The 20,849-nt window shown below is 58.2% G+C and carries 18 protein-coding genes and 1 riboswitch; of the genes, 12 read left to right on the top strand and 6 right to left on the bottom strand.

All coding sequences use genetic code 11. The features are described from left to right. The first annotated feature begins 21 nt into the window (after nt 1-21). The 12 genes from ACTVDO_RS12180 (at nt 22) to ACTVDO_RS12125 (ending at nt 11,150) form a co-directional block, all read left to right on the top strand. The gene (locus ACTVDO_RS12180) at nt 22-867 is read left to right on the top strand and encodes an SPFH domain-containing protein (RefSeq protein ID WP_442901613.1); all 846 of its coding nucleotides are present in this window, start codon (nt 22-24) and stop codon (nt 865-867) included. 15 nt (nt 868-882) lie between these two features. Next, the gene (locus ACTVDO_RS12175) at nt 883-1,062 is read left to right on the top strand and encodes a hypothetical protein (RefSeq protein WP_020958600.1); all 180 of its coding nucleotides are present in this window, start codon (nt 883-885) and stop codon (nt 1,060-1,062) included. Between the two features lie 95 nt (nt 1,063-1,157). Then, nucleotides 1,158-1,382: a hypothetical protein gene (locus ACTVDO_RS12170; RefSeq protein WP_020958598.1), complete on the top strand. Its 225-nt coding sequence runs from the start codon at nt 1,158-1,160 to the stop codon at nt 1,380-1,382. A gap of 6 nt (nt 1,383-1,388) precedes the next feature. Continuing rightward, the gene (locus tag ACTVDO_RS12165; RefSeq protein ID WP_020958597.1) at nt 1,389-3,644 is read left to right on the top strand and encodes a molybdopterin oxidoreductase family protein; all 2,256 of its coding nucleotides are present in this window, start codon (nt 1,389-1,391) and stop codon (nt 3,642-3,644) included. Beyond that, complete coding sequence (locus tag ACTVDO_RS12160; protein ID WP_020958596.1) at nt 3,637-4,092, top strand: hypothetical protein; 456 nt, start codon at nt 3,637-3,639, stop codon at nt 4,090-4,092. Before ACTVDO_RS12165 ends, ACTVDO_RS12160 begins: the two co-directional genes overlap by 8 nt. A gap of 3 nt (nt 4,093-4,095) precedes the next feature. Further along, the gene (locus tag ACTVDO_RS12155; RefSeq protein ID WP_442901612.1) at nt 4,096-5,121 is read left to right on the top strand and encodes an XdhC family protein; all 1,026 of its coding nucleotides are present in this window, start codon (nt 4,096-4,098) and stop codon (nt 5,119-5,121) included. Next, nucleotides 5,118-5,756 carry a xanthine dehydrogenase accessory protein PucB gene (gene pucB, locus ACTVDO_RS12150; RefSeq protein WP_442901611.1) on the top strand — a complete coding sequence of 213 codons (639 nt, stop codon included), beginning with the start codon at nt 5,118-5,120 and terminating at the stop codon, nt 5,754-5,756. Before ACTVDO_RS12155 ends, pucB begins: the two co-directional genes overlap by 4 nt. Next, nucleotides 5,743-8,070: a xanthine dehydrogenase family protein molybdopterin-binding subunit gene (locus tag ACTVDO_RS12145; protein ID WP_020958593.1), complete on the top strand. Its 2,328-nt coding sequence runs from the start codon at nt 5,743-5,745 to the stop codon at nt 8,068-8,070. The genes pucB and ACTVDO_RS12145 overlap by 14 nt, the downstream gene beginning before the upstream one ends. Further along, complete coding sequence (locus ACTVDO_RS12140) at nt 8,057-8,893, top strand: FAD binding domain-containing protein (RefSeq protein WP_020958592.1); 837 nt, start codon at nt 8,057-8,059, stop codon at nt 8,891-8,893. Before ACTVDO_RS12145 ends, ACTVDO_RS12140 begins: the two co-directional genes overlap by 14 nt. A 21-nt stretch (nt 8,894-8,914) precedes the next feature. After that, nucleotides 8,915-9,397, top strand: a complete 483-nt coding sequence (locus ACTVDO_RS12135; RefSeq protein ID WP_020958591.1) for a (2Fe-2S)-binding protein — start codon at nt 8,915-8,917, stop codon at nt 9,395-9,397. A gap of 167 nt (nt 9,398-9,564) precedes the next feature. Continuing rightward, nucleotides 9,565-9,993, top strand: coding sequence for a MerR family transcriptional regulator (locus ACTVDO_RS12130; protein WP_020958590.1), 429 nt, complete (start codon nt 9,565-9,567; stop codon nt 9,991-9,993). After that, nucleotides 9,993-11,150 (top strand): MFS transporter, encoded by a 1,158-nt coding sequence (locus ACTVDO_RS12125; protein WP_442901610.1) that lies wholly within the window; start codon nt 9,993-9,995, stop codon nt 11,148-11,150. The genes ACTVDO_RS12130 and ACTVDO_RS12125 overlap by 1 nt, the downstream gene beginning before the upstream one ends. Nucleotides 11,151-11,318: 168 nt before the next feature. Here the strand turns inward: ACTVDO_RS12125 and ACTVDO_RS12120 are convergent, their stop codons facing one another. From ACTVDO_RS12120 to ACTVDO_RS12095, 6 genes are all read right to left on the bottom strand, one after another. Continuing rightward, on the bottom strand, nt 11,319-12,479 hold the full coding sequence (locus tag ACTVDO_RS12120; RefSeq protein WP_020958588.1) for a saccharopine dehydrogenase family protein: 1,161 nt from the start codon (nt 12,477-12,479) through the stop codon (nt 11,319-11,321). A 157-nt stretch (nt 12,480-12,636) separates the two neighbouring features. Further along, nucleotides 12,637-14,118 (bottom strand): aldehyde dehydrogenase family protein, encoded by a 1,482-nt coding sequence (locus ACTVDO_RS12115; RefSeq protein ID WP_020958587.1) that lies wholly within the window; start codon nt 14,116-14,118, stop codon nt 12,637-12,639. 150 nt (nt 14,119-14,268) lie between these two features. After that, the gene (locus ACTVDO_RS12110) at nt 14,269-15,909 is read right to left on the bottom strand and encodes a thiamine pyrophosphate-dependent enzyme (RefSeq protein WP_442901609.1); all 1,641 of its coding nucleotides are present in this window, start codon (nt 15,907-15,909) and stop codon (nt 14,269-14,271) included. Further along, a complete protein-coding gene (locus ACTVDO_RS12105) occupies nt 15,906-17,081 on the bottom strand; it encodes an aminotransferase class I/II-fold pyridoxal phosphate-dependent enzyme (protein WP_442901608.1) in 1,176 nt (391 codons plus the stop codon). Before ACTVDO_RS12105 ends, ACTVDO_RS12110 begins: the two co-directional genes overlap by 4 nt. Nucleotides 17,082-17,449: 368 nt before the next feature. Then, nucleotides 17,450-19,138: a phosphomethylpyrimidine synthase ThiC gene (gene thiC, locus ACTVDO_RS12100; RefSeq protein ID WP_442901607.1), complete on the bottom strand. Its 1,689-nt coding sequence runs from the start codon at nt 19,136-19,138 to the stop codon at nt 17,450-17,452. Between the two features lie 151 nt (nt 19,139-19,289). Continuing rightward, nucleotides 19,290-19,403: riboswitch (TPP riboswitch) on the bottom strand. A gap of 128 nt (nt 19,404-19,531) precedes the next feature. Then, entirely contained in the window at nt 19,532-20,785 is a 1,254-nt protein-coding gene (locus ACTVDO_RS12095; protein WP_020958581.1) for a methyl-accepting chemotaxis protein, read from the bottom strand. Between the last annotated feature and the right edge of the window lie 64 nt (nt 20,786-20,849).

Raw genomic sequence — 20,849 nt, 5'->3', positions numbered from 1 at the left:
TAATCTAGGAGGCTATTTTCAATGAGAGAACAGAAAGCATGGGCAATAGACGGATTTGTCGGCATTGGCGCCATTGTGTTGGTTCTCATCGCCGCTGTGATCTTCCTCCTTCAACAACTGTTTTTGCCTGCCCTTTTGTTTTTCGTTGTTGCTGCCCTATTCGCCACCGGCATCACGATCGTTCAGCCGAATCAAGCGAAAGTGCTCACCTTTTTCGGCCGCTATTTCGGCACGATTCGCGACAGCGGGCTGTTTTTCACCGTACCGCTCACCGTTCGAAAGAAAGTATCGCTGCGCGTGCGAAACTTCACGAGCAACAAGTTGAAAGTGAACGATGTTCAAGGCAATCCAATTGAAATCGCCGCCGTCGTCGTCTTCCGCGTCGTTGATTCAGCCAAGGCGGTGTTTGACGTTGATGATTATGAACAATTTGTCGAGATTCAAAGCGAAGCGGCCATCCGCCATGTAGCGACGAAATATCCGTACGACACGTTTGAAGACGACAACGAGATTACGTTGCGCGGCAACGCTGATATTATTTCCGATGTTCTCGCTGCTGAGCTGCAGGAACGATTGCGTGTCTCCGGAGTCGAGGTGATGGAAGCGCGCCTCACTCACTTGGCCTACTCGCCGGAAATCGCGGGTGCCATGTTGCAACGCCAACAAGCCGCCGCCATTTTGGCCGCCCGGAAAAAAATCGTCGAAGGCGCCGTCTCGATGGCGCAAATGGCGATTGAACAACTTGACAAAGAAAACATTTTAGAGTTAGATGATGAACGAAAGGCCGCAATGGTCAACAACTTGATGGTGGCGATCGTCTCCGAACGCGCCACCCAGCCGGTGATCAATACCGGCAGTCTATACTGATGGTTGTGGAGTGCGATGATAAAGAAAAAACAGTTCCCTTTGCGCATTGACTATGACCTGTACACCATACTAGAGCAATGGGCGCAAGACGAGTTCCGCAGCGTCAACGCCCAGATCGAGTATTTGCTGCGGGAGGCGGCGAAGCGGGCGGGACGGCTCGGGAAAGGAAAAACGGATCAACAACAAGGAAGCTAGCCGATGACGGCTGGCTTCTTTTGTTTTTCAGTCATGGGCATTTGTTACAGAAATATAATGATAGCAGAGCTCTTTTTCGAAAGGGGGACGACCTGATGGCCCACCCGCTGCCGCCGCTTGCCTTTTGGCAGCTCATCACGCCGCCGTTTCGCGCCGAGACAAACGTGCCGGCGGCATGGCTTCCTGTATACGCCGCCACTACGCCTGTGCCGCCCCCATTTTTGCCGTACCGTTCCGTCAGCTACACACCGTCGTATCCAACGTACCAGCAACTGCGGACCATCATCACCGCCGACCATTTATCATGGATAAGGGGATGACCGTATATGGCATGGGAGACGCCGCGCGAAGATATGAGCGTATATACGCAAGGCGAAATCGACAAATGGGTGTATTCCACTTGCGGCATTTGCTCAAACGGTTGCGGCTGCTACATCGCGGTGAAAGACAACCGCATCGTCGGCATTAAAGGCAATGTCCGCTATCCGGTCAACCGCGGCCGTCTTGGGCCGAAAGGGGAGAACCAATGGTGGGCGAACAACAGCCTGGACCGATTGACGCGGCCGCTCATCCGCAACCGAAGCGGGACGCTCGTGCCGGCGAGCTGGGATGATGCCCTTTCGCTGCTTGTTGACAAAACGAGGGAGCTGCTGTCTGCCCATGGGCCGGACAGCATCGCCGTTTACCATAGCGGCCAGCTGTATTTAGAAGAGTATTACACGATTTCAAAAATCACCCGCGCCGGCTTGCGCACCCACCATGTTGACGCCAACACAAGACTGTGCACGGCGACCGCCGAATGGTCGCTCATCCAAAGCTTCGGCGCCGACGGCCCTCCCGCCTGCCTTGACGATTTGGACATCACGGATGTGATCGTATTTATCGGCCGCAACTCGAACGAAACGAATACCGTCCTTTGGGAGCGGGTGCTCGATGCCCGCCGAAAACGCGGCACAAAACTCATTGAAATCGACCCGCGCCTTGACATCAGCCAAAAAATGGCCGATCTGTCGCTCCGGCCAAGAAGCGGCACGAACGTCGCCGTCTTAAACGGATTGATCCATTTGCTGATCGCCAACGGCTGGATCGACCGTGACTATATCCGCCGCTGCACGGTCGGGTACGAACAGCTGGAACAAACCGCCGCCCGCTATACGCCCGATGTTGTCGAACGGATCACCGGTGTGCCGGAGCGCGATTTGCGGACGTGCGCCGAGTGGATCGGCACGTCGAAAACGACGGTCACCGTGCTGCTGCAAGGTGTCTATCAAAGCATGGACGCCACGGCGGCCGCCTCGCTCGTCAATTCGATGCACTTAATCATGGGCAAAATCGGCAAGCCCGGATCGGGGCCGTTTCAACACGCCGGCCAGCCGAGTTCGATGTCCAACCGTGAAGTCGGCGGCGCTGGCTTTTACCCCGGATATCGGAACGATGAAAACCCGAAGCATTTGCAAGAGATCGCCGATCTGTGGAATGTCGATGTTGAAACGCTGCCGGTCGGCCCGCAGACACATGTGATGGAAATGCTTCGCCTCATCGAAGAAGGGCGCATTCAGCTGTTTTGGGTGATCGCCACCAATCCGGCCGTCTCGCTGCCGAACCGCCGGCGGGTGATCGAACTGTTAAAACGGGTGTTTCTTGTCGTTCAAGATCCGTTTTTCAACGAAACAGCCGAATTGGCGGATCTCGTCCTCCCGGTCGCTTTATGGGGCGAAAAGGAAGGCACGATGACGAATTTAGAGCGGCGCGTCAATGTGCTCCGCAAGGCGGTCGACCCGCCGTTCGGCTTGCCGTCCGATTTGGAGCTGCTGATTGAGTTTTCCCGGCGCATGGGCTTTCGCGACCGAAGCGGCCGGCCGCTCATTGCCTACCGGACGCCGGAGGAAGCGTTTCATGAGTGGCGCCTCGTCTCAAAAGGGCGCCCATGCGACATGTCCGGCATGACGTACGAAAAAATAGAACGGCTCGGCGGCATCCAATGGCCGTGCAACGAACAATCCCCGGAAGGAAAAAAACGGCTGTACACCGACAACGTGTTTCCGACCGGCGTCGATGAAGCGGAATCATACGGACGCGACATGCAGACAGGACGGGCGCGGACGCGTGAAGAGTTCGCCGCCATTGGCGCCAACGGGCGCGCCATTTTATACGGAATCGACTGGTCGCCGCCGCTTGAATGGCCGGACCGCGACTACCCGTTTTGGCTCAACACCGGACGCAACGTCTTTCATTGGCATACGCGCACGAAAACGGGGCGGGCTCCGCTCTTGCAAATGTCGGCGCCAAACGGATATGCCGAAATCCATCCGGATGATGCCGCCCGTTTGCAGATCCGCACGGGCGATTGGGTGCGCGTCTCAAGCCGGCGCGGGGAAGCGATCGTCCGCGCCCGCCTGACCGACTCAGTGCTGCCAGGGATGGTGTTTCTCCCGTTCCATTACGGCTCGCTGCTCGAGCAAGAAGCGGCGAACGAACTGACGCTTGATACATGGGATCAAGTGTCAAAGCAGCCGCATTTCAAAAACGGCGTTTGCAAAGTGGAAAAATGGCTTGGAAATGAGCGTGATGCCCATGTCTAACCCGTTGCGCAACATCGCCGAAGCGGTCAGTCAAATGCGTGAACCGCTGCGCGACCTAGATGCAGCGAACGAAGCGCTCAAACAAGAGCTGCGTCCGTACGTGCAAGATAAAGCGTCCACTTATCCGCTTTTCGCCCGGCTTGACGCCTTAGCGCACGAACTTGGCGTGCACACCGCCGCCCTGCTTGCCGACCCGCTTCAGCCCAGCCGGATGAAATACCATCTCAGCGTACTGTTCCGCGCCGCTGAAGCGATGACGGAAACGAATGAAATGTTAAAAGCGGCCGGCCGATTCCATCCGGACACGCCGCTTCAAGCGCTCACGCGTGCACTCGTCCGGCTCGTGCCGGCTGTCGCCGCCATCTACGGCCGCTATGAAAGCCTGTTTATCGTCCCGCCGCGCTTTCAACAGCTCAGCCGCCTTTGGCGCCATGCGGAAGGAGGATGAGCCATGGAGAGTTACCATGCTGTGCTCGAAGCGATCGCCGCCGCGCCGGGCGATGGCGTGTTGGCCATGATCATCAATGTGGAAGGATCCGCGTACCAAAAAGAAGGAACATGCATGTGGATTGGCGCAAACGGGGAAACGGTCGGGCTGCTGAGCGGCGGATGCCTGGAAGAAGCGGTGGCGGCCTGCGTCCGCGACGCATTGGCGAGCCGCGAAGCAGCCGCGGTGTCGTTTGATTTGCGGAATGAGGACGATTTGACGTGGGGGCAGGGCGCCGGATGCAACGGCCTCGTCCGCGTTTGGCTTGAGCCGGTGACGGACGGGACAAAACCGCTCTGGCTGGCGCTCAAGCGTGCTCTTGACCGCGGCGAACATGTTCTGATGGCCCGCAGCCTTTCAAACCGACACGAACCGCCGTTTTTCCAAAGCGAAACCGGAGAGCGCTTTGGCAGCGGCCGGATGCCGAGGCCGGAATGGACGGAGTGGCTTCGCGATGCGCCGCTTTTCAGGGGATGGAATGGATCGTATGAGGCGGATGGGGAGGAGTTTTACGTTCAGCACTTTTGGCCGAAGCCGCGCCTCGTCATGTTCGGCGCCGGGCCGGACGCCCCGCCGCTGGCGGCGGCGGCGAAAGCGGCCGGGTTTTCTGTCACCGTCAGCGACTGGCGGCCGGCGTTTTGTCAGAAGGCGCACGTGCCGGACGCCGATAGATGGGTCGTCGGCTTCCCGCACGAAACCGTGCCGGCGCTTCGCTTGAATGAGCGCGACTTTGTCATCGTGATGACCCACCAATTTGAACGCGATCGTGAACTCGTCTCGTTGCTGGCTGACAAACCGCTCGCCTACCTTGGCGTGCTCGGCCCGCGGCGGCGCACCGACCGCCTCTTTCCTTCCGGCTCCGCCCCGCCGTTTGTCCGTTCGCCGGTTGGGCTGTCCATCGGCGCGCGCAGCCCGCATGAAATCGCCATCAGCATCGCCGCCGAGCTGATCAGCGTGTTGCGCGGACATGGAACGGAGGCCGACCGATGAAGGCCGACACGATCGCCGCCATTTATTTAGCGGCCGGACAAAGCCGGCGGATGGGGGCCGATAAACGCGCCTTGCCGTGGGGAGAGGAGACGCTTGGCGCCGCCGGCCTGAAAGCGGCGCTTCGCTCCCGTCTGGCGCCTGTCATCGTCGTCATCCCTCCGGCCGATACGCTCGCCTGGCTTCCAGATGAACTTCGGAAGCACCGAACGTGCCGCTTCGTCCGCTGTACAGCCCATCGCCGCGGCCAGGCGCATTCGCTGGCCTGCGGCGTGCGCCGAGTGCTGGCGGAAGGAGCGGACGCCGCCGCTGTATTATTGGCCGATCAGCCGTTTGTGACGCCGGACACGCTCGATGCCCTTGCCGCCCTTTATCGCCGGCATCGTCCCGATTACGCTGCCTTTTCCCGCTTCGGTGTGCCGATGCCCCCGGTCATTTTTGGAAGCCAAATGTTTCCCGCCCTCTTGGCGCTTGACGGCGATGCAGGCGGGCGCACGCTCTTTCGCGACCCCCGCTGGCATGGCCTTTTGTACGAAGGCGATGAGTCAACCGGCATTGACATCGACACAAAAGACGACTATGAGCGCGCCGTCATCTATCGAGAAGAAAAGGAGGGACACTCCCGTGGCCGTCGGTAAAAGCATCATCCGCAAAGAAGCATGGGATAAGGTGACCGGCCGGGCAAAGTATACGAACGATTTTAAAGAACAAGGAATGCTTCACGCCGCCTTGGTGACAAGCCCGTACGCCCATGCGCGCATCGTCTCGGTGGAAACGCACCAAGCGCTCGCCGCCCCCGGCGTCCGCGCCGTGCTGACCGGCGAGGGGCTGCCGCTCACCGGCGAAGATATGCGCGACCGCCCGCCGATCGCTTTCAACAAAGTACGCTACTATGGAGAGGTCGTGGCTGTCGTCGTCGCGGATACGCTCTTCCAAGCTGAACAGGCGGCCCGCCTCGTCCGCGTCGCCTACGAGCCGCTTCCGGCGGTCGGCTCGCCGCGCGAGGCGCTGAAAGAAGGCGCTCCGCTATTGCATGAACATCTTGAACGTTATGAAAAAAACAAAACAACCTACCCGGAGCCCGGCACGAACGTCGCCCATCGGACGAAAATCCGCAAAGGCCATATTGAGCAAGGGTTTGCTGAAAGCGACGTCGTCATCGAAACGAGCGTATCGTTCACGCCGTCTGACCATGCCGCCATGGAGACGCGCTGCGCGACCGCCGAAATTTGGCCGGACGGCACGATCCATATCTCCGCCTCTTCGCAGTCGCCGTTTATGATCAAAAAACTGCTCCATACGTACTTTGGCGAAGAAACCGGCAACGTCATCGTCCATACGCCGCTTGTCGGCGGCGCTTACGGCGGGAAAGCCCCCGTGCAGTTGGAACTGCTTGCCTACCTTGCTTCAAAAGCGGTCGGCGGCCGGAAAGTGAGCGTCTGGAACAACCGGGAATGCGACATGGTCACCTCTCCCGTCCATATCGGCCTTGAGGCGACCGTCAAAATCGGTGCCACGAAAGACGGTCTCTTGAAGGCGATGGAAATCGTATTTCTATTTGACGGCGGCGCCTATTCCGACAAGGCGATCGATGTGAGCCGCGCCGCCGCGGTCGATTGCACCGGCCCGTACCATGTCGAACACGTCGTTTGCGACTCGCTTTGCGTCTATACGAACCGCCCGTACGCGACGCCGTTTCGCAGTTTCGGCCATTGCGAGCAGGCATTTGCCATCGAACGGGCCATTGATGAATTGGCGAAGGCGCTTCAACTTGACCCATGGGAAGTGCGGCGCAAAAACACCATTCGCCCAGGGCATACGACTCCAACACAAGTGCGGCTCACGAAAAGCAATGTCGGCGACATGGCCGCCTGCCTCGACCGCCTGCGCGAGCTGATGCGCTGGGACGAATGGCAGCGCATCGAACTTGACGCCTATACCGTACGGGCAAAAGGCATCAGCGGCGGCTGGAAAACGTCCACCATCGATACAGACGCCAGCTCCGGCGTCATCTTAACGTTTAACTCCGACGGCAGCGTCAACGTCATCTCCGGCGTCGTCGAAATTGGCACGGGCACGAAAACAGTGCTTGCGCAAATCGTCGCCGAACGGCTGAAGATGGATGTCGATCAAGTTCATGTCAAAATGGACATCGATACGCAGACGACGCCGGAACATTGGAAAACGGTCGCCAGCCGCGGGACGTTTATGGCCGGACGTGCGGCGCTCGCCGCCGCCGATGACGCCATCCGCCAGTTGAAAGAGATCGCCGCCTGCGTGCTGCGGGCCGCGCCGGACGATTTGGAAGTCGGGTTCGGACGCGTCTTTTTGCGCGACGATCCGGCCATCTTCATCCCGGTCAAAGACATTGCCTACGGCTACAAGTTCCCGAACGGCAACGCCATCGGCGGGCAAGTGATCGGGCGCGGCCATTACATTTTGCGCCACTTGACCCCGCTCGACCCCGAGACCGGCGCCGGCAAGCCGGGGCCGGAATGGGGCGTCTGCGCGGAAGGAGTCGAAGTGGAGTTCAACCGACGCGACTACACGTACCGCATTGTGAAGGCGTATGCGGTCATTGACGCCGGCAAAGTGCTCAACCCAAAAGCAGCGCTCGGCCAGGCGATGGGGGCGATGAGCTTGGGGCTCAGCTTTGCGAGCCGCGAAGGGTTTCTTTTTGACCACGAACAGCGTGTGTTAAACTCGCAGCTGCGCACATACCGGCCGATCCGCTTTGGCGAACATCCGGAGTACATCGTAGAGTTTGTCGAAACGCCGCAAATCGATGCCCCCTACGGTGCGCGCGGCATCGGCGAACACGGCTTGATCGGCATGCCCGCCGCTTTGGCCAACGCTTTGTCGCTCGCTGCCAGCGTGCCGCTCAATGAACTGCCGCTTGTGCCGGAGCTCATTTGGCGGAGGCAGAAAGGAGGTGGCCATGATTCCGTTTGATTTTGCTTACTACCGGCCATCATCGATCGCCGAAGCCGCAGCGTTGTTTGCCGCGCTCGAGCAGGAAGGAAAACGGCCGCTTTATTACGGCGGCGGCACGGAAATCATCACCTTATCCCGTTTCGGCCTCGTCTCGACTGCAGCCGTCATTGACGTCAAACACATCCCCGAATGCCGGACGCTTGAAATAAGCGGCGATTCGCTCGTGCTCGGAGCGGCGCTGTCGCTCACCGAGCTCGAGGAAGCGAACCCGTTTCCGCTGCTGACGAAAGCGGCCAAAGAAGTCGCTGACCGGACGGCGCGCAACCAAATTACGCTTGGCGGCAACATTTGCGGGCAAATTTTTTACCGCGAAACGGTGCTGCCGCTGCTCGTTGCCGAAGCGGATGTCGTCATCGCCGGTTCGGATGGCGTCCGGCAACACCGCTTCCATGAGTTGTTTCACCGGCAGCTCCGGCTCGGCCGCGGCGAATTTGTCGTCCAGCTCAAAGTCGACCGGACCGCCGCCGCCCTGCCCCATTTCCATCGCAAGCGCCGCAAGCAAGGGGAAGTCGGCTACCCGCTCGTCACGATCGCGGCGCTGAAAAACGGCGAAACAATTCGCGCCGCCTTCAGCGGCGTCTGCCCATTTCCGTTTCGTTCTGCGGAAGTCGAGGCGCATCTTAACGACCGGAGCCGCCCCATCGCCGAACGGATTCAGGAGGCGATCAGCGCGTTTCCGCGCCCGATTTTGCATGATATTGAAGGCTCGGCAGACTACCGGCTGTTTGTCGCCGCCCAGCTGCTTGAAGACGCGCTTCGTCAGTTAGGGGAAACTATGTAGACGGGAGGTCAACGCACGGACATGGAAGAAACGGCCAAGCGGGAGCTCGTGCTGCACGTTAACGGGGAACAACGGACGGTCGCCGCCCGTCACGCTGACACACTGTTGTTTGTCCTGCGCGGCGGGCTTGGCCTGACCGGCGCCAAACCGGGCTGTTTAAACGGCGATTGCGGCGCCTGCACCGTCCTAGTCGACGGCACGCCGGTCAAATCGTGCATGATGCTGGCCATCGAAACGGTCGGCAAACAAATCACGACTGTTGAAGGGCTTAACAGGGCGCCCATCCAGCACGCCTTCGTCCGCCACTTCGCCTTTCAATGCGGCTATTGCACGCCGGGCTTTATTATGAACGCCCACGCGCTCATTGAGCGGCATCCGGACGCCGATGATGCGACGATTCAAGAATGGCTCGAGTCGAACATTTGCCGCTGCACAAGCTATCAAGAAATCGAAGCGGCGGTGAAAGAAGCGCTCGCCGCCAAAAAAGCAAAAACCGATTTTTGACTTCTTCTTACCCCCAACGGATGTTCCGCACTTTGCCGGGTCATCCGTTTTTTTCTGTCATGTATTTTTCCATTCCATTCCAAATGCCTATTGACAAAAATATAACGTTCACGTTAATGTTATATTTGTGAAAACGATCGTGATCACGGTAAAGCGAGGGGCCCCGAATGGAACGATTCAAGATCGATGACGTCGCCAAAGCAACCGGCTTAACAAAACGGACGATCCGCTATTACGAGGAGATCGGTCTGATCAAACCGCCGGCGCGCAGCGAAGGCGGCACGCGCCTGTATACAGCCGACGACATCGAACAGTTGAAAAATATTGTCGCCGCCCGTGAAGTGCTCGGTTTTTCGCTTCAAGAGCTGCAGCACTTTTTGGCGTTGAAGGAAAAAATCAAGACCCATCGGGAAGAATATCGCCACGCCGCCGCCGGCAGCGAACAGCGGCGCGAGCTCGAACAAATGGCCGCCGGGCTGCACCGACAAATCTCCATGCTTGATGACAAAATGGAGAAAATGATGGCATTTAAACAAGAGTTGGAACAAATGGCCAAACGAATAGACGCCATCTTGCAAGAGAGGAGAGAAGAATAGTGGAGGAAGGAAGACAAACAAGGGCGCGGTGGATTACCGTCGCCGCCGCCTTTTTGGCGTTCATGGGCATCGGGGTTGTTGACCCGATTTTGCCGGTCATCGCCGAAAGCATCGGCGCCACCCATTGGCAAGTGGAAATGTTGTTTACCGCCTACATTTTGACGATGGCGGTGATGATGATTCCGGTCGGGCTTGTTGTCAGCCGTGTCGGCGATAAACAAATGATGGTGATCGGGCTCGGCCTCGTTACGATTTTTTCATTGTTGTGCGGCTTTGCCTCTACTATTCCGCAGCTGTCGATGTTCCGCGCCGGCTGGGGATTGGGCAATGCGACGTTTTTCGCGACGGCCATGACGCTGCTCATCGCCTTAACGCCGCAGGCAAGCACCGCCGTCGGCTTGTATGAGGCAGCCATCGGCCTCGGCATGGCCGGCGGACCGCTCGTCGGCGGGCTGCTTGGCCAACATTCATGGCGCTACCCGTTTATCGGCACGAGCATCTTGATTTTCATCGCCTTTTTGCTCGTCACCTTTTTCGTCTATGATCCGAACAAAGGAAAACCGAAAAAAGCGGTCGGCCTGCAAGAAATGCGGCGCTTGCTTTCGTTCCCGCCGTTTTTAAAAGGGGCGGTCGGCAGCATGCTTTACTATTACGGCTTTTTTGTCGTCTTGGCATACTCGCCTTTGATCATTGGACTGTCGGCCATCCAAATCGGCCTCGTTTTCTTCGGCTGGGGGCTTTGCCTTGCTTACGGCTCGGCGGTGTTGGCCCATCAGCTCGAGAAAAAATATGAACCAAAGCAAGTGTTGCCATACAGCTTGCTGCTGTTTGCCGTGCTGTTGCTGCTGTTGGCCGCCGTTGAACAAACGTGGCTCATGACCGCCCTCATTATTTTATCAGGGCTCATCTCTGGATTAAACAACGCGCTGTTTACAAGCTATGTGATGGAAACGTCGCCGTACGAACGCGGAGTCACCTCCGGCATGTACAATTTTGTCCGTTGGATGGGCGCCGCCATCGCTCCCGTGCTGTCGGGCGTCATCGGCCACGCCGTTTCGGCGAAGGCGCCGTTTATCGTGGCCATGGCGCTGTCGCTTGTCGCTTTTCTCTTTCTTGCCTGGCGCAAACGCGAGCCGTCAGCGACGAAAACAGTCTGACCACAAAAGATAAGGCAAAAACAGCACAACTTGACGCAAACTGGCAGACCGGCCGGCTGGCATGGGTCAGCGCCCGTTTTCGCCTGAAAACGGGCGCTTTTCTATTGGCAGCCTGTGTGGATTTCACGCGGCTTCCCATCGGCTGCTGTTCATTCGTTCCCTCCCCTTTTAGCAAGGGCGAATCGTTTGTTTCTCGCTAATCACGACCCCGCGCCTTTTCATTTCCTCAATATACACCTCTCCTGGCACGGCTTGCTCGGGTGGATAGACGCCGCGCTTCGTAATCACCCCGCGGCCGATCAGCTGGGCGACAACGGAAATCGTATAGGCGGTTGTGCGCGCCATCGCCGTCACTTTGTTTTCACGGTCATTAAACGTGACGGTCTCGTATTCGAACACCGTTTCCTTCCCGCCTTTTCGGCCGCCGACGATGACCCGAAGCAAGACGACATCGTCTTTTCCTTTCAAATCAAGGAGCGGCGTCAACACGGCGAGCAGCACATCGCGCGGTTTGACTGTTTGGCCGTTCACGTTGACTTCCATATCGTTGCGCGTCAAATTCAAATCGACGAGCAGCTTGAATTTTTCTGCATGGCCGCGGTAACGAATCGTTTTGTACTCGAGCCGCTTCAAGTTCGGAAACGAGCGCGAGAGCGTCGACGTCCCTCCTGAAGTATGGAACGCTTCAAGCGGTCCGAACCGGTCGAAATAAATCGGTTCCACTTCGGAAAGCGACGGTACTTCCCGCTTTTGGCCGTCACGGATGATGAGAGACGGATCGGTGTAATGGTCAAGCAGCCCTGCTAAAGAAAACACATGGTTGTACTCAAGCGGCGGCTCGGGACGGACGGGAATCCCCCCAACATACAGTTGGATTGACTCAACTTCATCAAGCTGGCTTGCCCCATAGCCGGACAAAATGTTGATCATCCCCGGCGCGACGCCAAGATCCGGAATGATCGTCACCCCTGCATTTTGAGCCTCCTCGTGCATCTCAAGCACCCGGTCGGTAATATGGCCGATATGGCCGCCTAAATCGACCGAATGGACGCCCATTTTGATCGCTGTTTTCGCCACCGTTTCATTGAAGCGGTAAAACAAGGCGTTGACAACCACGTCATGCCCTTTCATCGCCGCCGCGAGTTGTTTCGGATCGCCTGCATCGACCCGAACGGCGGTCAGTTTTGCCGATTGAAGTTGACTCTTAACCTGCTCCGCCCTATCCCGGTCGACATCGGCAAGCGTCACAGCCTCGACGTCCTTGCTTTGCACTAAATCGCGCGCCGCTTCTTTGCCCATCAACCCGGCGCCAAGCACGAGCATTCTCACCGTTCGTTCCCCCTTTGTTGCCGTTTTGTTGCTTGTATCCAACCGCTTGCTGCCTTTTGGCTGCCGCTATGGCAAATGCGGCATCTTGCCCGAGTCTGTATGGACCGCTTTTATCGGCCGCCATCGTTGCGGCTGCCCGGGCAGACAGCCCGCCCGTTCAATCGCCCGTATCAATTTGCGCCCGCTGCAGCTTGCCGCTGAAATCGACATAAATGCTCCGCCACTCGGTAAACACATCGAGCGCAGCGACGCCGGAGTCGCGATGACCGTTGCCCGTCCCTTTCGTGCCGCCAAACGGCAAATGAATTTCCGCCCCTGTCGTGCCGGCGTTGACATACACGATGCCGGTGTCCAAATCGCGCATCGCTCGAAACACGTTATTGACATCACGGGTGAAAATGGCGCTCGACAGCCCGTAATCAACGCTGTTGTTGACGGCGATCGCCTCTTCCAAACTGCCGACGGAAAGGATGGACACGACCGGGCCAAAAATTTCTTCGCGGGCAATGCGCATCGACGGCGTCACATCCGTAAAAATGGTCGGCGCGTAGTAAAAGCCGCGCGCATAGGCGTCATCGCGCAATCGATGGCCGCCAATTAACAATTTCGCCCCTTCTTCTACGCCAAGGCGCACGTAGCGGTCGATCTTTTGCAGCGCCTCTTCGTGGATGACCGGGCCGACTTTGACCGTTTCATCCAATCCATTGCCGATGGTCAGCGTTTTTACCGCTTCCAGCAGGCGCCGCTCGAGCTCCGGCTTGACCCGCTCATGGACGATGACCCGGCTGCATGCCGTGCACCGCTGGCCCGATGTGCCGAACGCGCTCCAGATGATGCCGTCGACCGCCAATGTTAAATCCGCGTCATCCATCACAATGACCGCGTTTTTCCCGCCCATTTCCAGCGACACTTTTTTCAGCAAGCGCCCACACTTCTCGGCGATTTGCCGGCCGACGTCATTCGAACCGGTAAACGAAATGACCGGCACGTCCGGATGCTCAACAAGCGCACCGCCTGCCGTTGGCCCGTCGCCGTGAACGACATTGAACACTCCACGAGGAAGTCCTGCTTCAGCGAAAATCGCAGCCAGTTCGCGCGCCATAAACGGAGTTTCAAGCGCCGGCTTCCAAACGACCGCATTGCCGGCGACGATCGCAGGAAACGACTTCCACGTCGCGATGGCGATCGGGAAGTTCCAAGGGGTAATGATGCCGACAACCCCCACCGGCACGCGGACGCTCATCGCAAACTTGTCTTTCAACTCAGACGGCGTCGTATCGCCAAACAACCGCCGCCCTTCCCCCGCCATGTAAAACGCCATATCGATGCCTTCCTGCACTTCGCCGCGCGCTTCCTCAATCACTTTGCCCATTTCCATCGTCAACAGCCGGGCCAATTGTTCTTTCCGCTCCTTTAGCAAGCTCCCGACCCGGTATAACACTTCCGCGCGCTTCGGAGCCGGCACGAGCGCCCATTGCTTTTGCGCCGCTTTTGCCGCCTTGACAGCCGCGTCGATATCAGCGGCGGTCGACAACGCCGCTTCGCCAATCACCTCTCCGTTCGCCGGGTTGATTACCGACGCCCGTTGGCCGCTTGAAGCCGCTTTCCATTCACCATCAATAAAGTTCCATGCTTTCATCGTCATCCTCCTTTGCACTTTATTCCAGTTCGACTGCCGGCGGCAATCTCCTTTTTCACCGGCGCCGCACCAAGCTGTTGCCATCCAGCCGGGCTCTCACCGCATATGGAAATGCGCATGCCTCCTTTGGGCACCTCGCTATTCTCGCTATTACGGAGCGGGCAGCCGCATCGCCACGGACAGCTGTTCCGGCTCCGTCATGATTTCAATCACCGTCGGCTTCACTGCTGTCAGCGCCTGTTTAAAAGCGGCCGCAAATTCGTCGCCCGTCTTCACCGTGACGCCGTCAGCGCCCAACGCCGTCGCCAACTTGGCAAACGACACCTCGCCCAGCTCGCTCGCAATCACCCGCCGCGGAAAGTGCAGCTCCTGGTGCATGCGAATCGTTCCATACATCCGGTTGTTAAAGACGAGACTAATGACAGGAATGCCGTAGCGGGAAGCGGTCTCGAGCTCAGCCGCTGTCATTAAAAACCCGCCATCGCCTGATAAGGAAACGACCACCCGTTTTGGCTCAGCGAGCTTGGCACCGATGGCAGCCGGCAGCCCGTACCCCATCGCCCCGGATGTCGGCCCGATATACACGTGCCGGTCACGGAACGGGAAAAAGGTATGCAGCCAGCCGACAAAGTTGCCGGCGTCATTCGTGATGACGCCATCATCCGGCAGCTCGGCCTGCAGCACGGCGATGACCGCTTCTTGTATATTTCGCGGCGGCTGCGGCAACATCGCGGTCGCCTCATAGGCACGTCGGCGGGCAGCGGCCCATTCGCTCCATGACGGGGCGATGTTCCGTCCGAGCAGCGCAAGCAAAGCCTCGCGGGCATCCGCCATAACGGCGATATCCGCCGGGAACACTTTGCCAAGCGCTTCCCCGTCTATATCGATATGAATAAGCGTCTGATGCGGCAACGGCCACGTGAAATCTTGCGTCGTCACTTCCGACAACCGCGTGCCGACCGCTAAAAGAAGATCAGCGCTCCTTGCCGTTTCGACCACCGCCGCCGGCGCCCCGAGGCCAAGATGGCCGACATAAAGTGGATGGTCGTGCGGAAACACGTCATGGCGGCGGAACGCCGCAGCGACTGGGAGGGAATATTGTTCCGCCACGAGGCGCAACGGTTGCTCGGCGCGGGCTCGTTTGACGCCGCCGCCGGCGACAATGAGCGGCCGACGGGCGGCGGCAAGCGCCGCTTCTATCTGCCGCAGCTTCTCCTCAGCCGGGGCCGGGCGCGGCGCGTCCATCGCCATCAACACCGCCTCCGCAACGGTTTCTGTAAATACATCTTCCGGGATCGAAACGACGACCGGCCCGGGACGGCCTGTTTTCGCCACCCGAAACGCCCGCTGCACCAACTCCGGCACGCGCTCCGGATCATCGATTTCAACCGCCCACTTTGCGAGCGGCCGGAACCATTCATCCAATTCAACTTCTTGAAACCCTTCGCGGCCGCGAAACCGGCGGTGCACCTGCCCCAAAAAGACGACGAGCGGCGTCGAATCTTGGCGCGCCGTATGGACGCCAATCGCCAAGTTGGCGGCGCCGACCGCGCGCGTCGCCAGCACCACTCCCGGCTTGCCGGATGCTTTCGCATACGCTTCGGCCATAAACACCGCCCCGCCTTCATGGCGGGCGGAGATGAGCCGGAGCGTTGGCTCGTCATATAACGCATCCAACAGCGGCAAATAACTTTCCCCCGGCACACAAAATAAGTGGGAAATGCCTTCTTGCTTGAAACATTCGATCATCGCCCGCGGGACAGAAAGACCGCGCATCACCCGTTTTGTCATGACCGTCCCTCCCAATCGATCGCCGCCCAGCGCTGCGCCGCTTCAAGCAGCCGCTCAAGCGGGGCGGCGAGCGAAACGCGGACATACCCTTCCCCGCCCGAGCCAAACGCCGTCCCCGGCGTCACGATCACCCCGGCTTCATCAAGCAGCCGGGCGGCAAACTCGGCGGCGGAGCAGCCGACCGCTGTCGGCACCCACAAGAAAAACGTCGCCTGCGGCGGCCGGACGGGCACGCCCATTTTCCAAAGCGCCGCCGTCATCGCCTTCATCCGTTCCTCATAGATGCGGCTGTTCTCTTTCGCCGCTTCAATTCCGCCCCGCAGCGCAGCGGCCGCCGCTTTTTGCACCGCTAAAAACTGGCACGTATCGATGTTTCCTTTTAGGACCGCCAGCGCCCGGATGACATCCCGGTTGCCGACGATATAGCCGATGCGGCAGCCCGCCATGTTATAGCTTTTGGACAAAGAGCCAAACTCGACGGCCACGTCTTTCGCGCCGTCAACTTGCAGCACGCTCGGAGCCCGGGCATCGCCAAACGTCAGCAGCGAATACGCGGAATCGTGGGCGATGAGAAACTGGTGCTTATTCGCCAGCGCCACCGCCTCAGCGAATACATCAACCGTCGCCATAGAAGCTGTCGGATTGCTTGGATAGTTTAGCAGCATGATATTGATGCGATCGTAAGTGGACGGATCAACAGCGGAAAATTGTGGTGCGTAGTCATGAGCGGCATCAAGCGGCAATTCAAGCGGCGTCCCGCGGGCGAGATGGACGGCGGTGCGGTACACCGGGTAGCCCGGATTCGGAATCAGCACCGCATCGCCCGGATCGATGAGCGCCTGCAATAAATGGACAATCCCTTCTTTCGAGCCGATCAAAGCGAGCACTTCCGTATCCGGATCCAGCTCGACGCCATACTGTTGCTTATAAAAAGCGGCAACCGCCTCGCGGTATTCGCGGCAGCCTGCATACGGAGAATACGTGTAGTTGCGCGGGTCATCAAGCTCGCGTTTCAGAGCGTCAATCACAAATGGCGGCGGCGGCAAATCCGGCGCGCCGATGCCCAGATCGATCACATCGATTCCTTTCTGGACAAGCTCCGCTTTTTTTCGCTCCAAAGCGGAAAACAAATACGGCGGCATTCCTTTTACAAGATCGGAAGCCGTCTTCATCGCGGCCTCTCCCCTTTCGGCTTTATCATTTGCGGCGCGGGGCGGACAAGCAACGAGGCGGATCGCGGCTAAAGCCCGGGAACGAGTCTAACCGGTGAAAACAGTTGAACGGAAACGCGATTTCTCTTCTTGTAAAATATTTTATTATCAATGTGAAAGAATTAGAATAGTAGCGGCGGAACGAGTCCATACGCCCCGGCTTGCCTGAACGCCAAACCGCAACCCGCATACCAGGATCGAATGGGATGAAGTGCGTGCGGCTCACCGCAATCCGGTCTTTCGCCTTCCGGAAAGCGAAGGCGCATCCGTCAGTTTCAAAAAGCCGGGCGCCGGCGGGCGCCCAGCTTGCATGTGATGCCGCCCATTTCTTACTGATATAGCGATGAACCGCCGCGCACAAATTCGGCGGCCTTTTCTTTCATCCCTTCCTCTTTGATTTTCCGCTGCAGCTCGTGCGAAATGTTCATTGAGCAAAACTTCGGCCCGCACATCGAACAAAAATGAGCTGTTTTCGCCGCCTCGGCCGGCAACGTTTCATCATGGTACTCGCGGGCCCGTTCCGGATCAAGCGACAAGTTGAACTGGTCGTTCCAGCGAAACTCAAAGCGCGCTTTCGAGAGCGCATCGTCGCGCTGCTGGGCGGCCGGATGCCCTTTCGCCAGATCAGCCGCATGGGCGGCGATTTTATACGCCACGACTCCGGCGCGTACATCCTCTTTATTTGGCAGCCCTAAATGTTCTTTCGGCGTCACATAGCAAAGCATCGCCGTCCCGTAAGCACCGATGATCGCGGCACCAATCGCTGACGTGATGTGGTCGTATCCCGGTGCGATATCGGTGACAAGCGGCCCTAACGTATAAAACGGCGCCCCATGGCAAATTTCCTGTTCCCGCTCGACATTTTCACGAATTTTCTGCATTGGGATATGCCCCGGCCCTTCGATCATCACTTGCACATCATGCTCCCAGGCGATTTTCGTCAGCTCGCCGAGCGTCTCCAGTTCGGCAAACTGCGCTTCGTCATTCGCATCGGCAATGGAGCCTGGGCGCAAGCCGTCGCCAAGGGAAATCGCAACATCGTATTGTTTCAAAATTTCGCAAATGTCTTCAAAATGCGTATACAAAAAGTTTTCTTCATGGTGGGCCAAACACCATTGGGCGATGATCGAGCCGCCGCGCGAGACGATGCCGGTCGTCCGGTTGGCGGTGAGCGGAATGTAACGAAGCCGCACACCGGCGTGGATCGTCATATAGTCGACCCCTTGTTCGGCCTGTTCAATCAACGTCTCGCGATACACGTCCCACGTTAACTTCTCCGGCACGCCGCCTACTTTCTCAAGCGCCTGGTAAATCGGCACGGTTCCAATCGGCACCGGCGAATTGCGGATGATGTACTCGCGCGTCTCATGAATGTGCTTGCCGGTCGACAAATCCATGACCGTATCGGCGCCCCAGCGCACCGCCCAAAGCAGCTTTTCCACTTCATCTTCAATCGAGGAAGAAACGGCCGAGTTGCCGATATTGGCGTTAATTTTCACATGAAAACGGCGGCCGATGATCATCGGCTCACTCTCAGGGTGATTAATGTTCGCCGGAATGATCGCCCGGCCGGCCGCCACTTCCTGGCGAACGATTTCCGGATCAAGTTGTTCGCGAATCGCAACAAACTCCATCTCCGGAGTGATGATCCCCTGTTTGGCGTAATGCATTTGCGTCACTGTTTTCCCCGATTTTGCCCGCAGCGGACGGCGCACGAACGGCAGCGGGCGGACACCGGCGGCTGCTAATGGCTTCACTTCTTCGACATCGCCGCGCTCAAAAATCCAGTTGCGGCGAAGAAGCGGCAATCCTTTTTCTACGTCCGGCTCAAAATCGGGATCAGTGTATGGACCGGTTGTGTCATAGACGCGCACCGATTCGTTTTCCACCGTCCCTTGCGGCGTTTTCGTCGGCGACAAGGCGATCTCTCTCATCGGCACGCGCACATCAGGCCGTGATCCTTCGATGTACACTTTGCGGCTGGCTGGAAATGACATGAACGAGCGAATGTTTTCCATGCGGCTTTCCTCCTTAAACATTTTGTTTGGGATCTGCAGCCGCACCAACGAAAAGAGAGGCAAAAACAGGGGCTATTTACGCAAAAACGGGTTCCGCAAAACGGAACCCGATCAAGGCAAAAAGGCCAAATGAACAGCCTGTGCGTCCATTTGTTCCCGCTGCCTGCTTCCCTACGCTGGCATGACCCAGATCAGGTTCAAAGGGTCAAAGAACTTCATCGCGTTCTTTTCTCAGCCCGGCTCCCGGACTCCCCTAGCAGATGAGCGTATAACAATGATGACTGACTTTCCTTTCATTTTACTGCATAACAGGCACGTATGCAAACCATTTTATTCCATATGACAGCTGGCGCATCAAGCCTTCTTTCCTTGGCAAACTCGCTTTTTCCCGCCTCACACCGAAAATTGCTTGAGCATCGTCCGCATCTCGTCCGCCATCCGGCCGAGCGCTGCCGAGGAAGAGGCGATTTCCTCGACGGAAGCCATTTGCTCCTGAGTGGATGCCGATACGTTCGCAGCGCCGGCCGCTGACTGTTCAACGATATTGGTCATCTGTTGGAGTGCGTCATCCACTTGGCGGGCGCGGCCCGTCATTTGTTCAATCGCAGACGATGCTTGTCCAATTTGTTCGCTCACTTGATCGACGGCCGCGCGAATCTCGGCGAACGACTGGCCGGCAGCGGCGACGGCGTCAAGCCCTTGCGCCACTTCAGCGACGACCCGCTCAGCCGACGCGATCGCCCGCTTCGTTTCCTCTTGAATGTGACCGATCAGCTTGGAGATTTGCTGCGCCGAGCGCGCCGACTGTTCGGCCAGTTTTCGCACTTCGCCGGCGACGACGGCGAACCCTTTTCCTTGTTCGCCGGCGCGCGCCGCTTCGATCGCCGCATTTAGCGCCAGCAAGTTCGTCTGTGACGCGATGCCCGTGATCGCTTCCGTGATTTGCCCAATCTCATTCGAGCGCTCCCCGAGCCTTTGGACGACCTGGCCGAGCGATTGAACATGGTCGTAAATGAACTGCATTTGCTCAGACATTTGCGTCACAGACTGTTTGCCGTCCTGCGCTTTGGCCGCTGTTTCCCGGGCGTTGTGCGACACTTCTTTCGTGTGAAGGGCAACTTCGTCCAATGTTTTCGAAATGTCATTGATAGCCATCGCCGTACCGCGGGCGGCCTTTGCCTGCTCCTCGGCGTGCGAGGCCATCGTTTCCATCGCGGCCGCAATTTGTTCTGTCGCTTTTGTCGTCTGCTCAGCGACAGCGGCCAACTGGCCGGACACTTGCGCCACCTCTTCGGCATGGTGCTGCACGCGGCCCATCACTTCCTGCCATGCATCGGCCATACGGTTGAACGCAGCCGCGATCGGCCGCAGCTGCTGCACGCTGTCCAGCGGCACGCGCGTCTTCAAGTCCCCCTCTGTCATTTTGCTTACATGTTCATTGATGATAGCGATCGGCGCGACAAACCGCCGGTAGTTGAGCGTTGATGAAACTAAGCCAACCACCGCCCCGAACAACAAGGTGGCGGCAAGCGTCCACCAAAACGCCGCCCCGCGAATGCCATTAGCCAAGCATATCGCAAGGCCGATCGCCGCCGTGCCGGGGATGACGACGAACATCGTGCGAATGATATAAGCGCTTAACGACAACCCTTTCTCCTCCTTTTTTCTATTGTCAAAAAGTTTTTCACTATTACTATAGCATTGACATATT

The sequence above is a fragment of the Geobacillus sp. BK01 genome (assembly GCF_052220245.1).
In the GTDB taxonomy this organism is placed as follows: Bacteria; Bacillota; Bacilli; order Bacillales; family Anoxybacillaceae; genus Geobacillus.
Note: the sequence above shows the minus strand (reverse complement) of the source record. Positions and strands in the feature narration are given on the sequence as shown.